This window comes from Methylobacterium sp. Gmos3, assembly GCF_056430985.1.
Genome location: NZ_JBWJYL010000008.1, coordinates 1 through 19,293, shown reverse-complemented (window position 1 = coordinate 19,293; position 19,293 = coordinate 1). Strand labels below are relative to the sequence as shown.

The 19,293-nt window shown below is 68.7% G+C and carries 19 protein-coding genes; 7 read left to right on the top strand and 12 right to left on the bottom strand.

What is annotated here, in order from left to right; all coding sequences use genetic code 11:
• Positions 1-2: 2 nt before the first annotated feature.
• Positions 3-1,010: a hypothetical protein gene (locus ACS5Q7_RS17285; protein WP_478340817.1), complete on the bottom strand. Its 1,008-nt coding sequence runs from the start codon at positions 1,008-1,010 to the stop codon at positions 3-5.
• Entirely contained in the window at positions 1,010-1,483 is a 474-nt protein-coding gene (locus ACS5Q7_RS17280; protein ID WP_478340516.1) for a MarR family winged helix-turn-helix transcriptional regulator, read from the bottom strand. The genes ACS5Q7_RS17285 and ACS5Q7_RS17280 overlap by 1 nt, the downstream gene beginning before the upstream one ends.
• Before the next feature lie 69 nt (positions 1,484-1,552).
• Here ACS5Q7_RS17280 and ACS5Q7_RS17275 point away from each other — a divergent pair, with 69 nt between their 5' ends.
• A complete protein-coding gene (locus ACS5Q7_RS17275; protein WP_478340515.1) occupies positions 1,553-3,340 on the top strand; it encodes a chloride channel protein in 1,788 nt (595 codons plus the stop codon).
• Positions 3,341-3,485: 145 nt separating this feature from the next.
• Here ACS5Q7_RS17275 and clpB read toward each other — a convergent pair whose 3' ends face one another.
• Positions 3,486-6,104 carry an ATP-dependent chaperone ClpB gene (gene clpB, locus ACS5Q7_RS17270; protein ID WP_478340514.1) on the bottom strand — a complete coding sequence of 873 codons (2,619 nt, stop codon included), beginning with the start codon at positions 6,102-6,104 and terminating at the stop codon, positions 3,486-3,488.
• 197 nt (positions 6,105-6,301) lie between these two features.
• On the opposite strand from clpB, the gene ACS5Q7_RS17265 reads away from it, so the two are divergent.
• Complete coding sequence (locus ACS5Q7_RS17265; RefSeq protein WP_478340513.1) at positions 6,302-7,072, top strand: MOSC domain-containing protein; 771 nt, start codon at positions 6,302-6,304, stop codon at positions 7,070-7,072.
• 142 nt (positions 7,073-7,214) lie between these two features.
• Here the strand turns inward: ACS5Q7_RS17265 and ACS5Q7_RS17260 are convergent, their stop codons facing one another.
• A complete protein-coding gene (locus ACS5Q7_RS17260; protein ID WP_478340512.1) occupies positions 7,215-8,396 on the bottom strand; it encodes a pyridoxal phosphate-dependent aminotransferase in 1,182 nt (393 codons plus the stop codon).
• A gap of 54 nt (positions 8,397-8,450) precedes the next feature.
• Complete coding sequence (locus tag ACS5Q7_RS17255) at positions 8,451-8,642, bottom strand: hypothetical protein (RefSeq protein ID WP_478340511.1); 192 nt, start codon at positions 8,640-8,642, stop codon at positions 8,451-8,453.
• A gap of 198 nt (positions 8,643-8,840) precedes the next feature.
• On the opposite strand from ACS5Q7_RS17255, the gene ACS5Q7_RS17250 reads away from it, so the two are divergent.
• Positions 8,841-9,131: a hypothetical protein gene (locus ACS5Q7_RS17250; RefSeq protein WP_478340510.1), complete on the top strand. Its 291-nt coding sequence runs from the start codon at positions 8,841-8,843 to the stop codon at positions 9,129-9,131.
• 4 nt (positions 9,132-9,135) lie between these two features.
• On the opposite strand, the gene ACS5Q7_RS17245 is transcribed toward ACS5Q7_RS17250, so the two are convergent.
• Positions 9,136-10,512: an ATP-binding protein gene (locus ACS5Q7_RS17245; RefSeq protein WP_478340816.1), complete on the bottom strand. Its 1,377-nt coding sequence runs from the start codon at positions 10,510-10,512 to the stop codon at positions 9,136-9,138.
• Positions 10,513-10,761: 249 nt separating this feature from the next.
• Here ACS5Q7_RS17245 and ACS5Q7_RS17240 point away from each other — a divergent pair, with 249 nt between their 5' ends.
• The 4 genes from ACS5Q7_RS17240 to ACS5Q7_RS17225 are packed head-to-tail and all read left to right on the top strand — an operon-like array spanning position 10,762 to position 13,430.
• The gene (locus ACS5Q7_RS17240) at positions 10,762-11,085 is read left to right on the top strand and encodes an XdhC family protein (protein ID WP_478340509.1); all 324 of its coding nucleotides are present in this window, start codon (positions 10,762-10,764) and stop codon (positions 11,083-11,085) included.
• The gene (locus tag ACS5Q7_RS17235) at positions 11,085-11,786 is read left to right on the top strand and encodes an XdhC family protein (RefSeq protein WP_478340508.1); all 702 of its coding nucleotides are present in this window, start codon (positions 11,085-11,087) and stop codon (positions 11,784-11,786) included. Before ACS5Q7_RS17240 ends, ACS5Q7_RS17235 begins: the two co-directional genes overlap by 1 nt.
• A complete protein-coding gene (locus ACS5Q7_RS17230) occupies positions 11,783-12,808 on the top strand; it encodes a molybdopterin-binding protein (protein ID WP_478340507.1) in 1,026 nt (341 codons plus the stop codon). The genes ACS5Q7_RS17235 and ACS5Q7_RS17230 overlap by 4 nt, the downstream gene beginning before the upstream one ends.
• A complete protein-coding gene (locus ACS5Q7_RS17225; RefSeq protein WP_478340506.1) occupies positions 12,801-13,430 on the top strand; it encodes a nucleotidyltransferase family protein in 630 nt (209 codons plus the stop codon). The genes ACS5Q7_RS17230 and ACS5Q7_RS17225 overlap by 8 nt, the downstream gene beginning before the upstream one ends.
• On the opposite strand, the gene ACS5Q7_RS17220 is transcribed toward ACS5Q7_RS17225, so the two are convergent.
• The 6 genes from ACS5Q7_RS17220 to ACS5Q7_RS17195 form a co-directional block, all read right to left on the bottom strand.
• Positions 13,385-13,537, bottom strand: coding sequence for a DUF2256 domain-containing protein (locus ACS5Q7_RS17220; protein ID WP_478340505.1), 153 nt, complete (start codon positions 13,535-13,537; stop codon positions 13,385-13,387). The two genes, ACS5Q7_RS17225 and ACS5Q7_RS17220, sit on opposite strands and share 46 nt — an antisense overlap.
• The gene (locus ACS5Q7_RS17215) at positions 13,537-14,697 is read right to left on the bottom strand and encodes an OpgC family protein (RefSeq protein WP_478340504.1); all 1,161 of its coding nucleotides are present in this window, start codon (positions 14,695-14,697) and stop codon (positions 13,537-13,539) included. The genes ACS5Q7_RS17220 and ACS5Q7_RS17215 overlap by 1 nt, the downstream gene beginning before the upstream one ends.
• 3 nt (positions 14,698-14,700) lie before the next feature.
• Positions 14,701-15,624: an alpha/beta hydrolase gene (locus ACS5Q7_RS17210; RefSeq protein WP_478340503.1), complete on the bottom strand. Its 924-nt coding sequence runs from the start codon at positions 15,622-15,624 to the stop codon at positions 14,701-14,703.
• Between the two features lie 115 nt (positions 15,625-15,739).
• A complete protein-coding gene (gene ettA / locus ACS5Q7_RS17205) occupies positions 15,740-17,392 on the bottom strand; it encodes an energy-dependent translational throttle protein EttA (RefSeq protein ID WP_478340502.1) in 1,653 nt (550 codons plus the stop codon).
• A gap of 152 nt (positions 17,393-17,544) precedes the next feature.
• On the bottom strand, positions 17,545-17,817 hold the full coding sequence (locus tag ACS5Q7_RS17200; protein ID WP_478340501.1) for a hypothetical protein: 273 nt from the start codon (positions 17,815-17,817) through the stop codon (positions 17,545-17,547).
• Positions 17,818-17,824: 7 nt separating this feature from the next.
• Positions 17,825-18,718: a DNA/RNA non-specific endonuclease gene (locus ACS5Q7_RS17195; RefSeq protein WP_478340815.1), complete on the bottom strand. Its 894-nt coding sequence runs from the start codon at positions 18,716-18,718 to the stop codon at positions 17,825-17,827.
• Positions 18,719-19,293: the final 575 nt, after the last annotated feature.

Sequence of the window (19,293 nt, the reverse complement as noted above, 5' to 3'; positions counted from 1 at the left end):
GCTCAGCGCGCCAGAACCCAGTAGAAGCCCTGCGGGTCGTCGGCGCCGCCGTGCCCCGCGTCCCTCAGCCCGGCGACGACCCGCGCCGCGATGGGCAGGCGGTAATGCAGCGCGTCCCAGTAGTTCGTGTTCTCGGTGGTGACGGGCGAGATCCGGCGGAAGTCGATGACGAGGGCGTGGCGCCGTGCGCCGATCTCGGCAGCCTTTACCTTGCACGCCTCTTCGCGTCGGCCGGCGGGCGTGCCGGGCTGGCCCTGCGCGCGGGCGTGGACCGGCATGAAGGCGATGATCTTCGTCGTATCGGACGGCAGTGAGGCCAGCACGGTATCGAGGGCATCGAGGGCGGGGAACGGTGCCTCAGCCGGGTCGGCGGGTGCATTCGGATCGCTCGCGCCCGCCGCGATATGGGCGCTGGCGCGGGCGGCGTCGTAGCTCGCCTCCGGGGGCGTGAACACGCCGTAGCCGTCGCCCCGGATCCGCGGGCGTCCATGCCCGAACCGCACTTGCACCGCGTTCACCGCCGCCGTCAGCCCGCGCAGGTTCGCTTGGTGAAAGATGCCCCAAGGCGCATCCTTCTCGTAGAGCCAATCCGGAAAGGCGTGATCCGTGCGCGCCGCCGGACGCGCGGCGCACCAGGGCGCATCGAGGCCGAACAGCACCGCCTTCACCGGCCGTCGGGCGAGGAACAGGGCGGCGAGGCGCATCTGCTCGTCGGGTGTCGCAGCATTTACCGCAAGGTTGGCGAAACGCGCATCGAATGCCGCATCGAGGGCGGACGGATCGAGGAGCCGCGCCGTCGAGGTGCCGAACAAAGCCGCGTCGAAATTGCCGCCCCGCGCGATGGCCGGGTAGGACAGCCGCTGGTTCGTGTCGACGATGGGCCCCGGCGGATGCCCCGGCGCCGCCCGGAGGCCATAGGGATCGGCCCACGCGATGAAGGCGACGATGGCGAGCCCGGCCACAAAAGACGCGACCAGCGTCCAGCGGACGAAGCGCGACCAGGCCTCCATTAGTTCTGACTGCGTTTCCACGCATCGCCACTCACCGGCGATTGCGTCTCTTTTTCGGCGCCCTCCGACAGGGCCGCGATGAGGGCGGGACCGAGGTCGCGCAATTCGCGCAGATGCGCCTCGGTCAGATCACGGAGCAGATCGGAGGCGTGCGGCGTGAGCGAGAGTTCGGCGCGCCGCCGGTCCTGAGTGCCCCGCGCCTTAGTGAGAAGCCCGGCCTCGACCATCCGCGCCACCAGCTCGGCGGCGGTGTGCGGTGCGATCAGCAATTGCTCGGCGAGAAGCCCCACCGTGGCAGGACCACCACCTTCGTGCCCCGCAAGCGTGAGCAGCGCCTGATGCTGTTGCGTGGGCAGGCCGTGCTTGGCCGCCTCGGCTTCACTGAAAGCGAGGAAGCGGCGCAGCCGGTACCGGAACGCAGCCAGCGCCGCGTATTGCCCCTGAGAGAGCCCATCGTCCCGCTCGGCTCTCATACCTGCCTCCAAGCCTCCCGCACTGGAATATATCGTAACACGATGTATTTCCCTCCGCAGGAGGTTGGAATGGCTATGACACCGATGAGGGCGACAGGGCACAGCCCGGTTCGCCGCTCGCTCTCTGATTTCACCGTCGACCGGCGGATCCTTCTGCTCACCGGCATGGCGGTCGTCGTCGGCTCGGCGGCGGTCGGGGCCGCCTGGGTACTCCTGGCGTTGATCGGCCTCGCGACGAACCTCGCATGGTTCGGCCGGGTCGACACCGCGCTGACATCCCTGGCCACGGCGCCGCGCGGGGTGTGGATGGTCGCGATCCCGGTCGTCGGTGCGCTCATCGTCGGGCTGATGGCGCGGTACGGCTCGGAGAAGATCCGCGGCCACGGCATCCCGGAGGCGATGGAGGCGATCCTCATCGGCGGCAGCCGGATGTCGCCCAAGGTCGCCGTGCTGAAGCCGCTCTCGTCGGCGGTCGCCATCGGCAGCGGCGGGCCGTTCGGCGCGGAGGGGCCGATCATCGTCACCGGCGGGGCCATCGGCTCGCTCTACGCGCAGTTCTTCCACCTGTCGGCCATCGAGCGGCGGACGCTGCTGGTCTCCGGCGCGGCCGCCGGCATGACCGCGATCTTCGGCACGCCCGTCGCGGCAGTGCTTCTCGCGCTGGAAGTGCTGCTGTTCGAATGGCGCCCGCGCAGCCTCGTGCCGGTGACGGTCGCCGCCGCGACGGCCATGGCCTGGCGCCCTGCCCTGTTCGAGACCGGGCCGCTCTTCCCCTTCAGCGACAACCCCGCCCTCCCCTGGTGGGGCCTGCCGGCCTGCGTCGCCCTCGGCCTTGCCTGCGGAGTACTCTCGGGGCTCCTGACCCGCCTGCTCTACGGGCTGGAGGATGCGTTTCGGCGGCTGCCCATTCACTGGATGTGGTGGCCGGCATTGGGTGCCATCGTCGTCGGCCTCGGCGGGCTCATCGAGCCCCGCGCCCTCGGCGTCGGCTACGACGTGATCCGGGGCTTCCTCGACGGGCACATGGCCCTGTCGGCGGTCGCCACGATCCTCGCGGTGAAGGCCGTGATCTGGCTGGTGGCCCTCGCCTCCGGCACGTCCGGCGGCGTGCTGGCGCCGCTGCTGATCCTCGGCGGTGCGTTCGGTTCGCTCGCGGCGGCCGTGCTGCCCGGCGCGCACGGCTTCTGGGCGCTCCTCGGCATGGCCGCGATGCTCGGCGGCACCCTGCCCGCGCCGCTGACGGGAATCGTCTTCGCGGTGGAGGCGACGGGCGATGCCGGTGCGCTGGCGCCGCTGCTCGCCGCCACCATGGCGGCCTATGCCGTCAGTGTGCTGCTGCTGAAGCGCTCGATCCTCACGGAAAAGATCGCCCGGCGCGGCCTGCACGTGACGCGGGAATACGGGATCGACCCCTACGAGTTCACCCGCGTCGGCGCGGTGATGACGAAGGACGTCGAAACGCTCGCTGCGGACCAGACCGTCGCGGAGGCCGCTGCCGCCATCGAGGCCGGCACTCACGAGGCCTACCCCGTCACCGACGCGGCGGGCCGCCCAGTGGCCATCGTCTCGCGGGCCGAGATCCTTCTTTGGACGGCCGAGAGCGACGGCGAGAGCGCGGACGAGACGCTGGGAGAGCGCCTCTCCGATGCGAGCCTGCCGGTGGTGCATCCGGGCGACGTGGTCTCCCACGCCCTCGACGTGATGCTGGCCGATGGAAGCGGTCGCCTTCTCGTCACCGAGCCGGAGAACGGCGCACTGATCGGCATCCTGACCCGTCGCGATCTGCTGCGCATCCGCGCCGCCTCCCTGCGGGCCGAGGGCGAACGGCAGGCTTACCTGCGACGGAGGCGCGGGTAGTTCCGACTGGTCGCGTCATTGCGAACGAAGTGAAGCAATCCAGGGGCGGAGGCTCGCTATCCGGCCGTGGCGCTTCCCTGGATTGCTTCGTTCCTCGCAATGACGATCCGAGAAGAGGGGGGTGTCATGCCCCCTCTTCGTTCGCTCAGTTCAACGTGGCATCCGCAGGGCGCCGCTCGGCGCCCACCGACACATCGCCGATCATCAGGCCGAGCGGGCCGAGATGGACCGGCACGTGCTCGCCGTCGTGGATGGTTCCCGCGAGCAGCAATTCGGCCAGCGGATCCTGGACGTTCTTCTGGATCACCCGCTTCAGCGGTCGCGCCCCGTAGGCCGGGTCGTAACCCTTGTCGGCGAGCCAGTTGCGCGCGTCCTCATCGACTTCGAGGACGATCTTGCGCTCGTCCAGGAGCTTCTGGAGCCGCCCGAGCTGGATCTCCACGATCGACCCCATTTCCTCCCGCTTGAGGCGGTGGAACAGGATGATCTCATCGACCCGGTTCAGGAATTCCGGCCGGAAGTGGCTGCGGACCACGCCCATCACCTCGTCGCGCACGGCCTCCGTGTCCTGCCCGGCGGGCTGGTTCACGAGGTATTCCGCCCCGAGATTCGAGGTCATGATCAGGAGCGTGTTGCGGAAATCCACCGTCCGCCCCTGCCCGTCCGTCAGGCGTCCGTCGTCGAGCACCTGCAGCAGGACGTTGAACACGTCCGGGTGCGCCTTCTCGACCTCATCGAACAGCACGACCTGGTATGGCCGGCGCCGCACCGCCTCGGTCAGCGCGCCGCCCTCCTCGTAGCCGACATAGCCGGGAGGCGCGCCGATCAGCCGGGCGACCGCGTGCTTCTCCATGTACTCGGACATGTCGATGCGCACGAGCGCGGTGTCGTCGTCGAACAGGAAGCCGGCCAGCGCCTTGGTCAGCTCCGTCTTGCCGACACCCGTCGGGCCGAGGAACATGAACGAGCCGATGGGCCGGTTCGGATCCTGCAACCCGGCGCGCGCCCGGCGGACCGCGGTCGCCACGGCCTCGACCGCCTCGCGCTGGCCGACGACGCGCTTGCCCAGCGCCGTCTCCATCGCCAGCAGCTTCTCGCGCTCGCCTTCGAGCATCTTGTCGACGGGCACGCCGGTCCAGCGCGAGACGACGCCCGCGATATGGCTGGGCGTGACCGCCTCCTCCATCAGGCCGCGACCGTTCTCGGTGCTCTCGGTGTCCGCGAGCTGCTTCTCCAACCCGGGGATGATGCCGTAGGCGAGTTCGCCCGCGCGCTGGTACTGCCCCTGCCGCTGGGCGGCGGCGAGTTCGTTGCGCGCTTCATCGAGCTTCTTCTTGAGGTCGGCCGCCGTGCCGAGCTTGTCCTTCTCGGCCTTCCAGCGCGCCGTGATCGCGGCCGAGCGCTCCTCCAGGTCGCCGAGTTCCTTCTCGAGCCGTACGAGGCGGTCGCGGGAGGCGGAATCGGTCTCCTTCTTCAGGGCCTCGCCCTCGATCTTGAGGCGCACGATCTCGCGGTCGATGGAGTCCAGCTCCTCCGGCTTCGAATCGACCTGCATCCGCAGCCGCGAGCCGGCCTCGTCCACGAGGTCGATGGCCTTGTCCGGCAGGAAGCGGTCGGTGATGTAGCGGTTCGAAAGCGTCGCGGCCGCGACCAGCGCCGAATCCTGGATGCGCACGCCGTGGTGCTGCTCGTACTTCTCCTTCAGGCCGCGCAGGATCGACACCGTGTCCTCCACGGTGGGCTCCGAGACGAAGACCGGCTGGAAGCGGCGGGCGAGCGCCGCGTCCTTCTCGACGTGCTTGCGGTACTCCTCAAGGGTGGTCGCGCCGACGCAGTGCAACTCGCCACGGGCCAGGGCGGGCTTCAGCAGGTTCGAGGCATCCATCGCCCCATCCGCCTTGCCCGCGCCGACCAGCGTGTGCATCTCGTCGATGAACAGGATGATCCCGCCCTCGGCCGCCGTGACCTCGGAGAGCACGCCCTTCAGCCGCTCCTCGAACTCGCCGCGATACTTCGCACCCGCGATCAGCGAACCCATGTCGAGGGCGAGCAGGCTTTTCTCCTTGAGGGATTCGGGCACGTCACCATCGACGATGCGCAGCGCCAGACCCTCCACGATGGCGGTCTTGCCGACGCCCGGCTCGCCGATCAGCACCGGGTTGTTCTTGGTGCGCCGGGACAGGACCTGGATGGTGCGCCGGATCTCCTCGTCCCGGCCGATGACCGGATCGAGCTTGCCTTCACGCGCCGCCTCGGTGAGGTCGCGGGCATACTTCTTCAGCGCATCGTAGCTGTTCTCGGCGCTGGCATTGTCGGCGGTGCGACCCTTGCGCAGGGCGTTGATCGCCGCGTTCAGCGACGCAGGTGTCACCCCGGCGGCCTGAAGCGCGCGGCCGGCTTCGGAGTCCTTCTCCACCGCGACGGCGAGCAGAAGACGCTCCACGGTGACGTAGGAATCGCCGGCCTTCTGCGCGGCGCTCTCGGCGGTGTCGAACAGACGCACGAGTTCGCGCGTCGCCTGGGGAGCCGCCGCGTTGCCGGACACCTTCGGCTGCTTGGCGAGCCACTGCTCGGTCTGCGCCAGGGCCACGCGGGACTGGCCGCCGGCCCGGTCGATGAGGCCGGCGCAAAGACCCTCGGGATCGTCGAGCAGGACCTTCAGCAGGTGGCCCGGCTGCAATTGAGGGTGCCCTTCGCGCATCGCGAGGTTCTGCGCCGCCTGCACGAAGCCGCGGGCCCGTTCTGTGTACTTCTCGAAATTCATCCGTTGCCTCTCCCGTACCGGCATCCGCCGCCCACGCGAGGCGCGGCGCCACCGAAACGTCGCCCTCCGGCGTTTCGCCGAGCGAGGGCATCGACGCCACACGGCCGCCGACCTCAAGGATGTGGTGTTGCATATGCGCACCACAAGGCCTGCCCACGCTCTTGCGCACCCTCTTAATTTAGGGACACAATCCGCGTATGACCGATTTGATTCATATCAGCGCCCTCTACCGTTATCCGGTGAAAGGCTTGAGCCCCGAGAGGGTGGAGCGCGTCGATCTGGAGACGAGCGGGTTCTTCCCCGGCGACCGCCTCTATGCCATCGAGAACGGACCGTCAGGCTTCAATCCGGTGGCCTACCTGCACCAGCCGAAGACGAAATACCTGATGCTGATGCGGGACGAAGCCCTCGCCCGGCTGCGCACCCGCTATGAGGACGAGACCGCCACCCTGCATGTCGAGGGCAACGGCGAAACGCTCGCCGCCAAGCTCGACACGGCGGAGGGGCGCGGGGCGCTGGAAGACTTCCTGCGCCGCTTCGTGCCCAATTCCCTCAAAGGCGAGCCGAAGGTGCTGGAGGCGCCGCCGCAGCACCGGTTCACCGATTCGCCGATCGGCTACGTCTCGCTCATCAACCGGGCGAGCGTGCAGTTGCTGGAGGACGAACTCGGCGTGCCGGTGAATCCCCTGCGCTTCCGGGGCAACCTGCTGGTGGAGGGTTTGGCGCCCTTCGCCGAACTCGAGATGCTCGGTCGGGTGATCGAGGCGCCGAGCGGGCTGCGGTTCAAGGTGACGAAGCGGACGGTGCGCTGCGCTGCCACCAATGTCGACCCGGACACCGGAACCCGCGACCTCGACATTCCCTGGACCATCGACAAGCACCAGGGCCACCGCGACCTCGGCGTCTACATGGAGATCATCGCCGGGGGTGCGCTGGCGGTTGGGGACGATTTGCGGGTGGTGGGGTAGAGCGGTTTCGGTTTGATTGGGATCGCCTGCTCGACCGTCTTTGCGAGCGACAGCGAAGCAATCCAGGGCTGCGGGACCTGACCGGATATGGCGGATCCCTGGATTGCTTCGCTCCGCTCGCAACGACGATGCGCTGCGAAGGCTAACCCGCCGTCCGGCTTTCCAGGAACTCCTTCATCCTTTCCAGCGCGCGGCGGATGTTCTCCGCCGAGTTGGCGTAGGACAGGCGGATGAAGCCTTCGCCGTGAATTCCGAAATCCGGGCCGCCGATCGTGGCGACGCCCGCTTCGTCCAAGAGCGCCGAGGCCAGCGCCTTGGCCTTCCAGCCGGTGCGGGAGACGTTCGGGAAGGCGTAGAAGGCGCCCTTGGGCACTATGCAGGAGATTCCCGGCAGGGCGTTCAGGCCGTCGACCACGATGGAACGGCGCCGGTCGAACTCGGCCACCATCTCGGCCACGCAATCCTGCGGGCCGTCGAGGGCGGCAATGCCGGCCCATTGCGTGGCGGCGTTGACGCAGGAATGGGCGTTCACCGCGAGCTTGCGCGCATTGTCGTAGAGGGGCTTCGGCCACACCGACCAGCCGAGCCGCCAGCCGGTCATGGCGTAAGTCTTCGATGCGCCGTCGAGATAGATCAGCCTGTCGCGGATCTCGGGATACTTGAGCAGGGAGTGATGCGCCTCCCCGTCATAGGTCATGGTGCCGTAGATCTCGTCCGAGAGCACCGCGACATCGGGATGATCGGCGAGGCCCTTCACGAGAGCGTCGATCTCCGTCTTCGGACTGACGCCGCCGCACGGGTTGGCCGGCGAGTTGACGATCAGGAGCCGCGTCTTCGGCGTGATGAGCGAGAGCGTTTCCGCCGCCGAGAAGGCGAAGCCGTTCTCCTCGCGGATCGGCACCGGCACCGGCGTCGCGCCGGTGTACTCGATCATCGAGCGGTAGATCGGGAAGCCGGGGTCCGGGTACAGGATCTCGGCGCCCGGCTCACCGAACATCAGGATCGCCATGAACATGGTGACCTTGCCGCCCGGTACCACCATCACCGATTCGGGCGAGACCTCGACGCCGTGGCGGCGGAGGATGTCACGCGTGATCGCCTCCCGCAGGGGGAGGATGCCCGTGGCCGGCGTGTAGCCATGGTGCCCGTCGCGCAGGGCCTTGATGCCGGCCTCGACCACATGGGCCGGGGTCGGCATGTCGGGCTGGCCGATGCCGAGGTTGATGATATCGCGCCCCTGCGCCGCCAACGCCTGGGCGCGGGCGAGCACGGCGAAGGCGTTCTCCTCGCCGATGCGGGAGAAGGCGGGAACAACGTGGAGCATGGCGGCCTCCGGGCCGGAAACGTCGTCTACGAAAGCCGAGCCGCCTGAGGCGCCTCAGGGCTTCGTGCGCTCGGACAGCTTCATCGCCGCAAAGGACATGCCGACCGAGACGGCGCCGAGGATGATGAAGGTCTTCACCGAGGCGTAGAACAGCGCCGGCTCGATGCCCGTATCCGTGTAGAGCACCAAACCGATCGCCGTGAGCGGCAGGCAGATGAGGATGAACAGCGGGACGAGCGGGTTCATGCGGGGCACTCGGTAACTGGCGCGAAGGGCGCCTCAGGCTGTGAGGTATCCTGCATAGCATCGCACGGCGACGGTTGGCACCCCCCGTGCGGCGGGAGATTGGCCGGAGCGGCGGCATCGCGGCACTGGATGTCGATGCAAGTGATTTATTTACAGGAGCTGCTTCAAAACAGATCACGAGGAGACAGGGGGATTGCTATGCAGTTTTCGTCCGCGAATCGGTCGGGTTCTCCCAGCGGATCGGGCGACCTCGATTCCCTCGTCCGCCAGATCGCGCGCCTCGTGCGGCATCCTGCCTACCGGCGGAATCGGGTGGTGAGCCCGCTGCTGCTGCGCCACCTCCCCTTCGATCACGGCTATGCGTGGCAGGGCGAGGCAAGCCTCCTCGAGCGCCTGACCCGGGCGCGGCTCGATCCCGCGAGCATCCATCACCTGATGGGCAGCGTCCAGAGCGAATATACCCGGCTGCGCGGTCCCGCCGACGCCTGAGCGATCAGGCCGGCACCCGGACGGTGGCGCGCAGGCCGCCGAGGGGGCTGTCGTGCAGGGTGATGTCGCCGCCATGGGCGCGGGCGATGTCGCGGGCGATGGCGAGGCCGAGGCCGGACCCGCCGGCATCCTGCCGCGCGTCGTCGAGGCGAACGAAGGGCTTGAACACGTCCTCCCGGCATTCCGGCGGAATACCGGGGCCATCGTCGTCGATGGAGACGAAGAGGCTGCGGGTCTCCAGCTTGCCGGTGATCGACACCGTTTCGCCGTAGCGGGCGGCGTTGGAGGCGAGGTTGAACAGGCAGCGCCGGAAGGCATCGGGCCGGACGGTCACGAAGGGGCGGCCCGCCAGTTCGACCTCCAGCACATGGGCGCCCAGACGCTCGACATCGGTGCGCAGGTCTTCGAGGAGGGCACGCATGTCGGTCTGCGTGGCGGTCTCCGCGGAATCGCCCCGCGCGAAGGCGAGGTAGCCTTCGAGCATCCGGCTCATCTCATCGACGTCGCGCGTCAGGTCGTCGATCTCGTCGCTGCTCTCGAAGAGCGCGAGCGAGAGCCTGAACCGCGTGAGGATGGTGCGCAGGTCGTGGCTGACGCCGTTGAGCATCGTCGTGCGCTGCTCCATCGCCCGCTCGATGCGCCGTTTCATCTCGATGAAAGCGTGCCCGGCTTGGCGCACCTCGCGGGCGCCGCGGGGGCGGAACTCGATCTCGCGGCCCTTGCCGAAGCCCTCCGCCACGGCGGCGAGCCGCAGGATCGGCTTGATCTGGTTGCGCAGGAACAGGATCGCGACGCCGAGCAGCACCAGCGACGACCCCATCATCCAGACGAGGAAGATGTGCGAGTTCGAGGCGTAGGCCTGGCTGCGCCGGGCGGTGATGCGCATCACCCCCTGGGGAATCGCGACGCGGATCTCGATCAGGTTCGAGCGTCCCACCGTGTCGATCCAGAACGGCCGCCGGATCTGCCGCTTGATCTCGTCCGAGAGCGCCTCGTCGAGAATCGAGAAGAACGGCCTCGGCCCCGGCGGCGGCAGCTTGGCGCCGTCGAGGATGTCGAGATCGAGGTTCAAGCGCTCGCCCGCGATCCGCGAGAGGGTGTCGGCGTCCTTGTCCTGCGGATAGCTCTCGTAGATGTCGATGAGCGCCGCGACATCCGCCACCACGGACGCGGAGAGCCGCTTCGTCACGAGCTGCCAGTGGCGCTCCATGAAGGTGTAGGCAATCACCGATTGCAGCAGCACCATCGGCGCGATGATGATGATGAGCGAGCGCGCGTAGAGGCCCTTGGGCAGGGCATCGCCGATGGCCCGGGACAGGCGCTTCAGCTGGCGGCGCGGGGCGGACAGGGCACGGGCCGGCGTCTCGGCCGCACGCCGCATGCGCGCGAGGGCGGGATCCTCGGCGTTCACGTGCCGCGTCCCCGGCGGCGGGTGATCTCGGCGTTGAACGGCATGGGCTCCGGCCCCAAGCGGGATCACCAAGCGGGATCACCTTCTACCGGCCGGCGCATGAGGCGCCAAGGTCGGGCGCCAAGCTCGGGCGTCAAGCTCGGGCGACTTGCGCTGCGGCGCGGCGGCCATACCTCTGTCCGAGCGGGCCCGGCCCGCCTCCCGACAAGGCGCGCGGCCATGCTCAGCACCGATACCGACATTCTCACCGCCGCCCAAACCTGGCGGCACGAGGGCCGCGACGTCGCCCTCGCCACCGTCATCGAGACCTGGGGCTCGGCGCCCCGGCCGGTGGGCAGCCATCTCGTCATCGACGGAGAGGGCAATTTCCTCGGCTCGGTTTCCGGCGGCTGCGTCGAGGGCGAGGTGATGGTGGAGGCCGCCGACGTGATCGAGAACGGCCAGCCGCGCGTGCTCGAATTCGGTGTCGCCGACGAAACGGCGTGGCGAGCGGGCCTCTCCTGCGGGGGGCGCATCCGCGTCTTCGTGGAACGGGTCGACTGATGCGCGCCGCAATTCTCGCTGCCCTGAATGAGGAGCGCGCCGCCCGGCGGGCGTCCATCCTCATTACGGCGATCCCGGATGGACGCCAGCGCCTCGTGCGCGAAGCCGAGATCGAGGCCGATCCCCTGGCTGAAATGCTGCGCAGGCACCTCGCCTCCGGCAAGAGCGGCCTCGTCGAGACCGGCGAGGGGCAAGCCTTCCTGACCGTGCAGGTGCCCCCGGTGCGGCTCGTGGTGATCGGCGCCGTCCATATCTCGCAGGCGATGGCCCCGATGGCTGCCGCCCTCGATCTCGCGCTGACGGTGATCGACCCGCGCACCGCCTTCGCCACGCCGGAGCGATTCCCCGGGGTCGACCTCGTGGCGGAATGGCCGGATGCCGCGTTCGGCGGTCGGGTGCCGCCCCTCGACCGCTATTGCGCCCTGGCCGCCCTCACCCACGATCCGAAGATCGACGATCCCGCCCTGGCGGCGGGCCTGCGGGCGGGCTGCTTCTATATCGGCGCCCTCGGCTCGCGGAAGACCCATGCCGCCCGCGTCGCGCGGCTCACCCAAGCCGGATTCTCGGACGCCGAGATCGGGCGCATCCACGCGCCGATCGGCTTGGCCATCGGCGCGGTGAGCCCGGCCGAGATCGCGCTCTCCGTCCTCTCGGAGATCGTTGCGGAGTTGCGGCGCGCTCCCAGGCCGGAGGTCGCGTGAGGTTCGGTCTTGTCCCGGTGGCGGAATCCGCTGGGCTTATCTCCGCGCACTCCCTGCGCAGCGGCGGCGAAACCCTGCGCAAGGGCTCGATCATCACCCCGGACATAGCCTCCAAGCTGGCGGCGGACGGCGTGCGCGACGTGGTGGCAGTCTCCCTCGACGCCGACGACGTGGGCGAGGACGCGGCAGCGGGGCGGCTCGCCGCGATCCTGGCCGGCGAGAACCTGCGGGTGGAGGAGCCGTTCACCGGCCGCTGCAACCTCTTCGCGATGGCGTCGGGCATCCTCCTCATCGACCGGGGGCGGATCGACGCCGTGAACGGCGTGGACGAATCCGTGACCGTCGCGACATTGCCGGCCTACAAGCCGGTCGCCGAGGGCGAGATGGTCGCCACGGTGAAGATCATCCCCTACGCGGTCGGCAGTGCGACGCTGGCCCGTGCCTGCGCCGAGGGCGAGGCCGGCGCCGTCGCAGTGGCGCCCTACAGGCGGCGGCGCGTCGGCGTCGTCTCGACGCGGCTCGCCGCGTTGAAGGATTCGACCATCGACAAGACGCTCCGCGTCCTGGCCGAACGCCTCGCGCCGGCCGGTGCGGAGATCGTCTCCGAGACACGGGTCGCTCACACGGCGGATGGCGTCGCCTCCGGCCTCGCGGAGGTCATCGACGGCGCCGGGGCCGACCTCGCCGTCGTGTTCGGCGCTTCGGCCATCGCGGATCGGCGCGACGTGATCCCGACCGGAATCGAACAGGCCGGCGGGCGGGTGGATCATCTCGGCATGCCGGTCGATCCCGGAAACCTTCTGCTTCTGGGCTCGCGGGGCGACGTGCCGGTGATCGGCGCGCCGGGCTGCGCCCGCTCGCCCAAGGAGAACGGCTTCGATTGGATCCTTCACCGCCTGCTCGCGAACGTGGCGGTCGGCCGGGCGGATATCGTCGCGCTGGGCGTCGGCGGGCTGCTGATGGAGATCGTCTCCCGGCCCCAGCCCCGCGCCGGCGGCACGGCGGCCGGCGACGATGAGTAGGATCGGCACGATCCTCCTCGCCGCCGGGCACGGCAGCCGGTTCGGCGCGGAGCCGAAGCTCCTCGCAATGCTCGACGGCGTTCCCCTGGTGCGGCGGGCGGCCGAGGCGGCCCTCGCCGCCCGGCCCAGGCCGGTGGTCGCAGTGCTCGGCGCTCATGGCGCGGCGGTGGACGCGGCCCTCTCGGGTCTCGATCTCACGCTGGTGCGAAACGGCGCCTATGCGGAAGGGCTCTCCACCTCACTGAAGGCCGGACTAGCCGCGCTGCCCGAGTGCGAGGCTGTAATCGTCATGCTCGGCGATATGCCGCTGGTGCGCCCCGACCTCATCGACCGGCTCGCGCAGACCTTTGCGCAGGCAGTGCCGAAACCCGCAGCCATCGTGCCGGTCCATGGCGGGCGGCGGGGCAACCCGGTCCTGCTCAACCTGCATCTGCTGCGAGACGAGATCGGCTCGCTCGCGGGCGACAGGGGCGCCGGCCCGCTTCTCGCCGGGCGCCCGGATGTCGTCGAGATCGACGGCGATGCCTCGACCTGCCTCGACATCGACACGCGGGATACGCTCGCGGAGGCGCAAGATCATTTCGCCCGCTTGGCCTCGCTGCGGCAGCGGTCGGAGCAGTAGCGAACCTCGTCCCAGACACGCTCCCACTTCTTGCGCCACGCGAAGGGGCGACCGCATTGCGCGCAGATCTTCGTGGGCAAGTCGCCCTTGCGGCGCATCGGCGGCATCAGGCCCTCTCTTTCCGGGCGGCGCGGCGCTTCTCCCGCGCATCGAACCAGAGGCCGAGGCCCAGCATCAGCGCGAGCCCGCCTGCGTTGACGAGGATCTGCAACCACCAGAGCGGCTCGAAGGTCCGATAGAGGATGCGGCCGATCAGGGCGGCGAGGCATCCCGCCGCGAAGATCTCCAGCGAATGCTTTCCGCAGGCCTCCGCCGCACGCAAGAACGGCCGCTCCGACAGCGCGCGGATCGCCGGGAAACAGAAGAGCAGGTAGCCGAGCGCCAGGATGTCGATGAGCCGCAACGGCACGACATGGCTTTTGTCGGGAGGCTCCATCGCAAAGGGCCGGAGGTCGGGCAGGCCCCATTCGGCCCAGGATCCGGCCTGGAAGAACGAGAAGATCAGGTAGCAGGCGGCCAGCACGATCAGCACGGGGTATCGGGGCAGGAAGCCCCCGCCGTTCCGCACCGCCACGGCGAGACAGGCGCCGATCACGAACAGGAACTGCCACGCGAACGGATTGAAGTACCACCCGTCATCGACGGCGGCGGCGTTCGGCAGGTTGAGCTGGTGATCGACATTGGCCGCGAGCCAGATCGTCCCCGATAGCGCGAGCGCCCCCCACATGCCCCGCGTGATGCCGAGATAGACGAGGGGGAACAGCGCCAGCAGGATGATGTAGAGCGGCAGGATGTCGAGATAGTTCGGCAGGGCGTTGAGGGAGAGGCCGCGCAGCATTCCCTCCCACAGCCCCATTTCGAGCAGCGGCTTCACCCCGAAGCGCGGCACCAGACCGGTCATGTTCATCCAGACGCGGACGATGAGCAGCGTCGCGATCAGCAGCCCCGCCTGAAACAGGTAGATCCGAAAGCAGCGCTTCGCGATCCGCTTCAGCGTGGTCGCGATGCCCGCTCTTCGGAACATCCCGCCATAGGCCACCATCGAGGAGTAGCCCGCGAGCAGCACGAAGATTTCGGCGGCGTCCGAGAATCCGAGATTATGCAGCGTGAAGTTCGCCGGCACGTTGCGCGGAATGTGGTCGATGAAGATCATCAGCAACGCGAGTCCGCGCAGCACATCGACCCGCGGATCGCGCTTGCGCGCCGCCTGCTTGGGGGCCGCATCGATCCATGCGCCGCCCGTCCTGTTCGGTGCCGGGGCGTCCATCACTCACCGCATCAGCGCGATGCTGGAGAGCCACAGCCTGCACAGGCGGGGCCAGAGGGCGACGGGGGTGTCCGACTGGCCGATCCCAAATCCGTGACCGCCCACGGCGAAGCGGTGATACTCCACCGGCACCTGGGCCGCCTTGCAGGCCGCATCGAGAATGCGGCTGTGCTCGGCGCTGATCACCTTGTCGTCGTCCGCCTGGACGAGGAAGATCGGCGGGCAGCCGGCCCGGACATAGGTCTGCAGCGACCATGCCTCGCTGTCCGCTTGGCTCGGTGTCTCGCCGACAAGCGAGCGGCGGGTGGTGGTCCTGTCGTTCGGCGCCTGCACCGAGACGACCGGATAGATGAGGCTCGCGAAATCCGGCCGGGCCGAGCCCTCGTCCGCCGCATCGACGGGCTCATACGAGCGGAAGGCCGAGCGGGCGGCGGCCATGCCGGCGAGGTGGCCGCCGGCCGAGAAGCCCATCACCCCGATGCGCGCGGGATCGATGCGGAACCGGTCGGCCTGCGCGCGGATCAGGCGAAGCCCACGCTGCACATCCTGAAGGGAGACGATCGGTCCGTCGTTCCAACCCTCGCGCGGCAGGCGATAGGTGAGGACGAAGGCGGTAATCCCCTGGGCGGCGAGCCAATAGGCGGCCGGATAAGCCTCCTTCACGAGGCCGATCCGGGCATAGCCGCCACCGCCCGCGACGAGCATGGCGACGCCGGTCGGCTTCTCCGGCACGAAGGCTTCGAGAATGGGGATCGAGATGTTGCTCGCGGCACCGCTGTCGTCACGGCGCAGCGGACCCATGGGCCCTCCCCCGCCGGGGGGCGTCGAGGGCCACAGGCTTATGCGTTCCGGCGCGCCGACCGCCCGCGCGGGCGACACGGCCAGGGCGGCCGCGAGGCCGAGGAAGAGTGAACGGCGATCCGGCATGCGGCTGTCCAACGGCCGCTGCATCCCGTCGCCGCCGCCGCCAAGCAAGCCCGGCGGGCCATGAAGGTTCCGCGTAAACGGCCCCGGCGGCGCGATGCCGCCGGGACTTGGCGCCTCAGCGGGAGAACCGCTTGTACTTGATCTTCTTCGGCATGATCGAATCCGCGCCGAGGCGGCGCATCTTGTCCTGCTCGTAATCCGAGAAGTTGCCCTCGAACCACTCGACGTGGCTGTCGCCCTCGAAGGCGAGGATGTGGGTCGCGATGCGGTTCAGGAACCAGCGATCGTGGCTGATGATCACCGCGCAGCCGGCGTAATCCTCCAGACCCTCTTCGAGGGCGCGGAGGGTTTCCATGTCGAGGTCGTTGGTCGGCTCGTCGAGGAGCAGGACGTTGCCGCCCTTGCGCAGGGTCGCGGCGAGGTGGACGCGGTTGCGCTCGCCGCCCGAAAGGGTGCCGACCTTCTTCTGCTGATCGGGACCCTTGAAGGCGAAGGCCGCGCAATAGGCCCGCGAATTGATCTCGCGCTTGTTGAAATACAGGATGTCGTTGCCGCCCGAGATCTCCTGCCAGACGGTCGAGTTGGGGTCGAGGGCGTCGCGGCTCTGGTCGACGTAGCCGAGGTGGACGCTTTCGCCGACCTTGATCTCCCCGTCGTCGGGCTTCTCCTGGCCGGTGATCATCTTGAACAGGGTGGTCTTGCCGGCGCCGTTCGGGCCGATCACGCCGACGATGCCGCCCGGCGGCAGCTTGAACGACAGGTCCTCGATCAGCAGGCGGTCACCGAAGGCCTTCGAGAGCTTGTTGAACTCGATGACGTTCTGGCCCAGCCGCTCGGTGATCGGGATAACGATCTGCGCCGTGGCGTCGACCTTCTGTGCCTGCTTCGCCACGAGTTCCTCGTAACGGGTGATGCGCGCCTTGGACTTGGTCTGGCGGGCCTTCGGAGAGGCCGAGATCCATTCCTGCTCGCGGGCGATGGAGCGCTGGCGGGCCATGTCCTCGCGGCCCTCCTGCTCCAGGCGCTTCTGCTTCTGCACCAGCCAGGAAGAGTAGTTGCCCTCGTAGGGGATACCCTTGCCGCGATCCAGTTCGAGGATCCAGCTCGTCACGTTGTCGAGGAAGTAGCGATCGTGGGTCACGATCAGGATGGCGCCGGGATACTGGCGCAGGTGGCCTTCCAGCCAGTTCACCGTCTCGGCGTCGAGGTGGTTGGTCGGCTCGTCGAGGAGCAGAAGCTCCGGCTCCCACAGCAGCAGGCGGCACAGGGCGATGCGGCGGCGCTCGCCGCCCGAGAGGGTGGCGACGGGCTGCTCATCGCTCGGGCAGCCGAGGGCCTCCATCGCCTGATCGACCTTCGAGTCGAGCTCCCACAGGCCGAGGGTCTCGATCCGGTCCTGAAGCTCGGTCATCTCGTCGGCGGTTTCCTCCGAGTAGTTCATGGCGAGCTCGTTGTAGCGGTCGAGCATCGCCTGCTTCTCGGCCACGCCCTCCATCACGTTCTCGCGGACCGACTTGTTCGGATCGAGATGCGGCTCCTGCGGCAGGTAGCCGACGCGGGCGCCCTGGGCGACCCAGCCGTCGCCGGTGAAATCCGTGTCGATGCCGGCCATGATCTTGAGCAGGGTCGACTTGCCGGCGCCGTTGACGCCCAGCACGCCGATCTTGGCATCGGGGTAGAACGACAGGTTGACGTTATCGAGGATCTTCTTGCCGCCGGTATAGGCCTTGGTCAGCCCCTTCATGTGATAGATGAATTCGCGGGCCATCGCGGGTCGTCCTTGCGTTCGGGGTAAGGTTCGAGTCGCGGCGTGCGGCGGCGGGCATCTCGGCCGGCCCTGTCGCGCGAGTCAGAATTTATGATCCGCCCCGAGTATCAGGACGGTCGGAGAGCGGCAAGGATCGCTCCCGCCCTCCCCGCTCAGGCGAAGGGGTTCTTCACCTCGCGCGGCGGCGCCTCGGCGGCTTCGGCCACCTGCTCCGGCAGGTCATGCCCTTCGAGACTGCGCACGATGGCGTCGAACGTCTCGCGGAGCGTCCGTGCCGCCGCGAGCCCCGCTTGGTCGCGGGTGATGTCGAGGGACCCGTGCAGGGCGATCCGCTCCGTCCCGTTCTCGATGGACAGCCCGCCGATACTGCGCACGGAGGCATCGTCCGCGAAGGGTTCGAAATGCTCGGCCTTCGATTTCGTCATCGTCGCCTCAGAAGATGCCACGCAACAGATCGCGGATGGCCTTTCTGACGATCCGCATCGCCTCGCGCCACAGCCAGTCGCGCCAGGCGGTCTCATGCGTCCCGTTCGGTCGTCGCTCCCCGCCTTCGCGCGACAGGGCACGAGGCTCCGGGAGAGGCATCGCCTTCGCCTTTGCGGCTGGCGGGAGATTTGGAAACACGTCGACGCCCGTCGCCGTGCGAAGCTCTTCGAGGGACAGGGTCCGATAGTCCCGTCCGGCGGCATTCGCGACGAGATAGGCGCCCGCCTCCCCGCTCGCGGGGTCGTAGAGCGCCTTGTAGAGCTGCGTCGGCACGAGGACGCCCGCGCCGATCTCGCGCAAGGACTCGCCTCCGAAGACCACGCCGGTCACGACATAGAGCGAACCGCGCCGGGTCGCGAGGCGGCGGGTGCCTTCCTCGATGTCGCTCCAGATGCCGCGGTTCATCGTCCTGTCCTGCGGAACGATGTTGGCGAGGCTGAAGGATTGTGCCTGCGCCGATTCCGTCGGCATGTCGCCGGCCGGGGAGAGATGGCCCCGGTCGAAGCCGCTGCGGACGTAATCCTCCAGGCGCGCGCGCCATTCCGGGGGCAGGCGTGTCTCCTCGTGGAAGGAATCGTCCCGCGCAACGCTCCGCGCGGCGGCGACGCTGTCGCGGGTCAGGTGTTCGGCGGAGTAGAGTGGCGTCCGGGTCACACCGGAATGCAGCACCGCGAAGGCCTCGAAGCACAGGGCCTGCGTGCGCTCGACGAGCTTCGGGTTGACCAGTACCGGCGCCTGCCCGTCCGCGAACAGCGCGGGGCAGGTCTGCGCCGCGGCCGTTTCTGTGAGCGTGACGGCGGCGAGGACAAGGACCGCGAAACGGACAATCCTCACCAGCAGGCCCTGACGTGGCGCGTGCCCTCCGGGGTCGGCCGGTCGCGGCGGGCGCAGGGCCGGCCGAGGCTGTCGACAAAGGGCCGCACATCACGGTCGGGGCCGCCCGGTACCGTGCGGGCGGGGCAGAGGCCGAGGAAGTTACACGGAAAATCCAGGTTGCCGTCCGGCGCGCGTGGTTCGGCCAAAGCTTGGCCACAGTATGGGAAGACTGAGATGAGCAGGATCTTGCACAGACGAGCGACGCTCAACGGATGACCTCATGTGGCGGCAAGGGCACTAAACTGGAAAAAAGCGTCTCTCCGACATTGATCCAGGCGCCGATCGTTCGTAACTGGAACTATCCTGATAGCGGCGGCATCCGGGATCTCATACGGTTTCGCCCCGCTCAAGGCCCGTGCGGTGTTCGGTCTGGATCGGCGCGACGGGCGGCACAATAGACAAGCGAGTGCGAGCATTGGCGATCACCCCTGAGCAATCAGCGTTGCTGGATCGTGTGAACGAGCCGTCGGATCTGCGGACGGTGCCGGAAGGCGAGCTGCAGGCGGTGGCCGATGCCGTGCGCGCCGAGATGATCGACG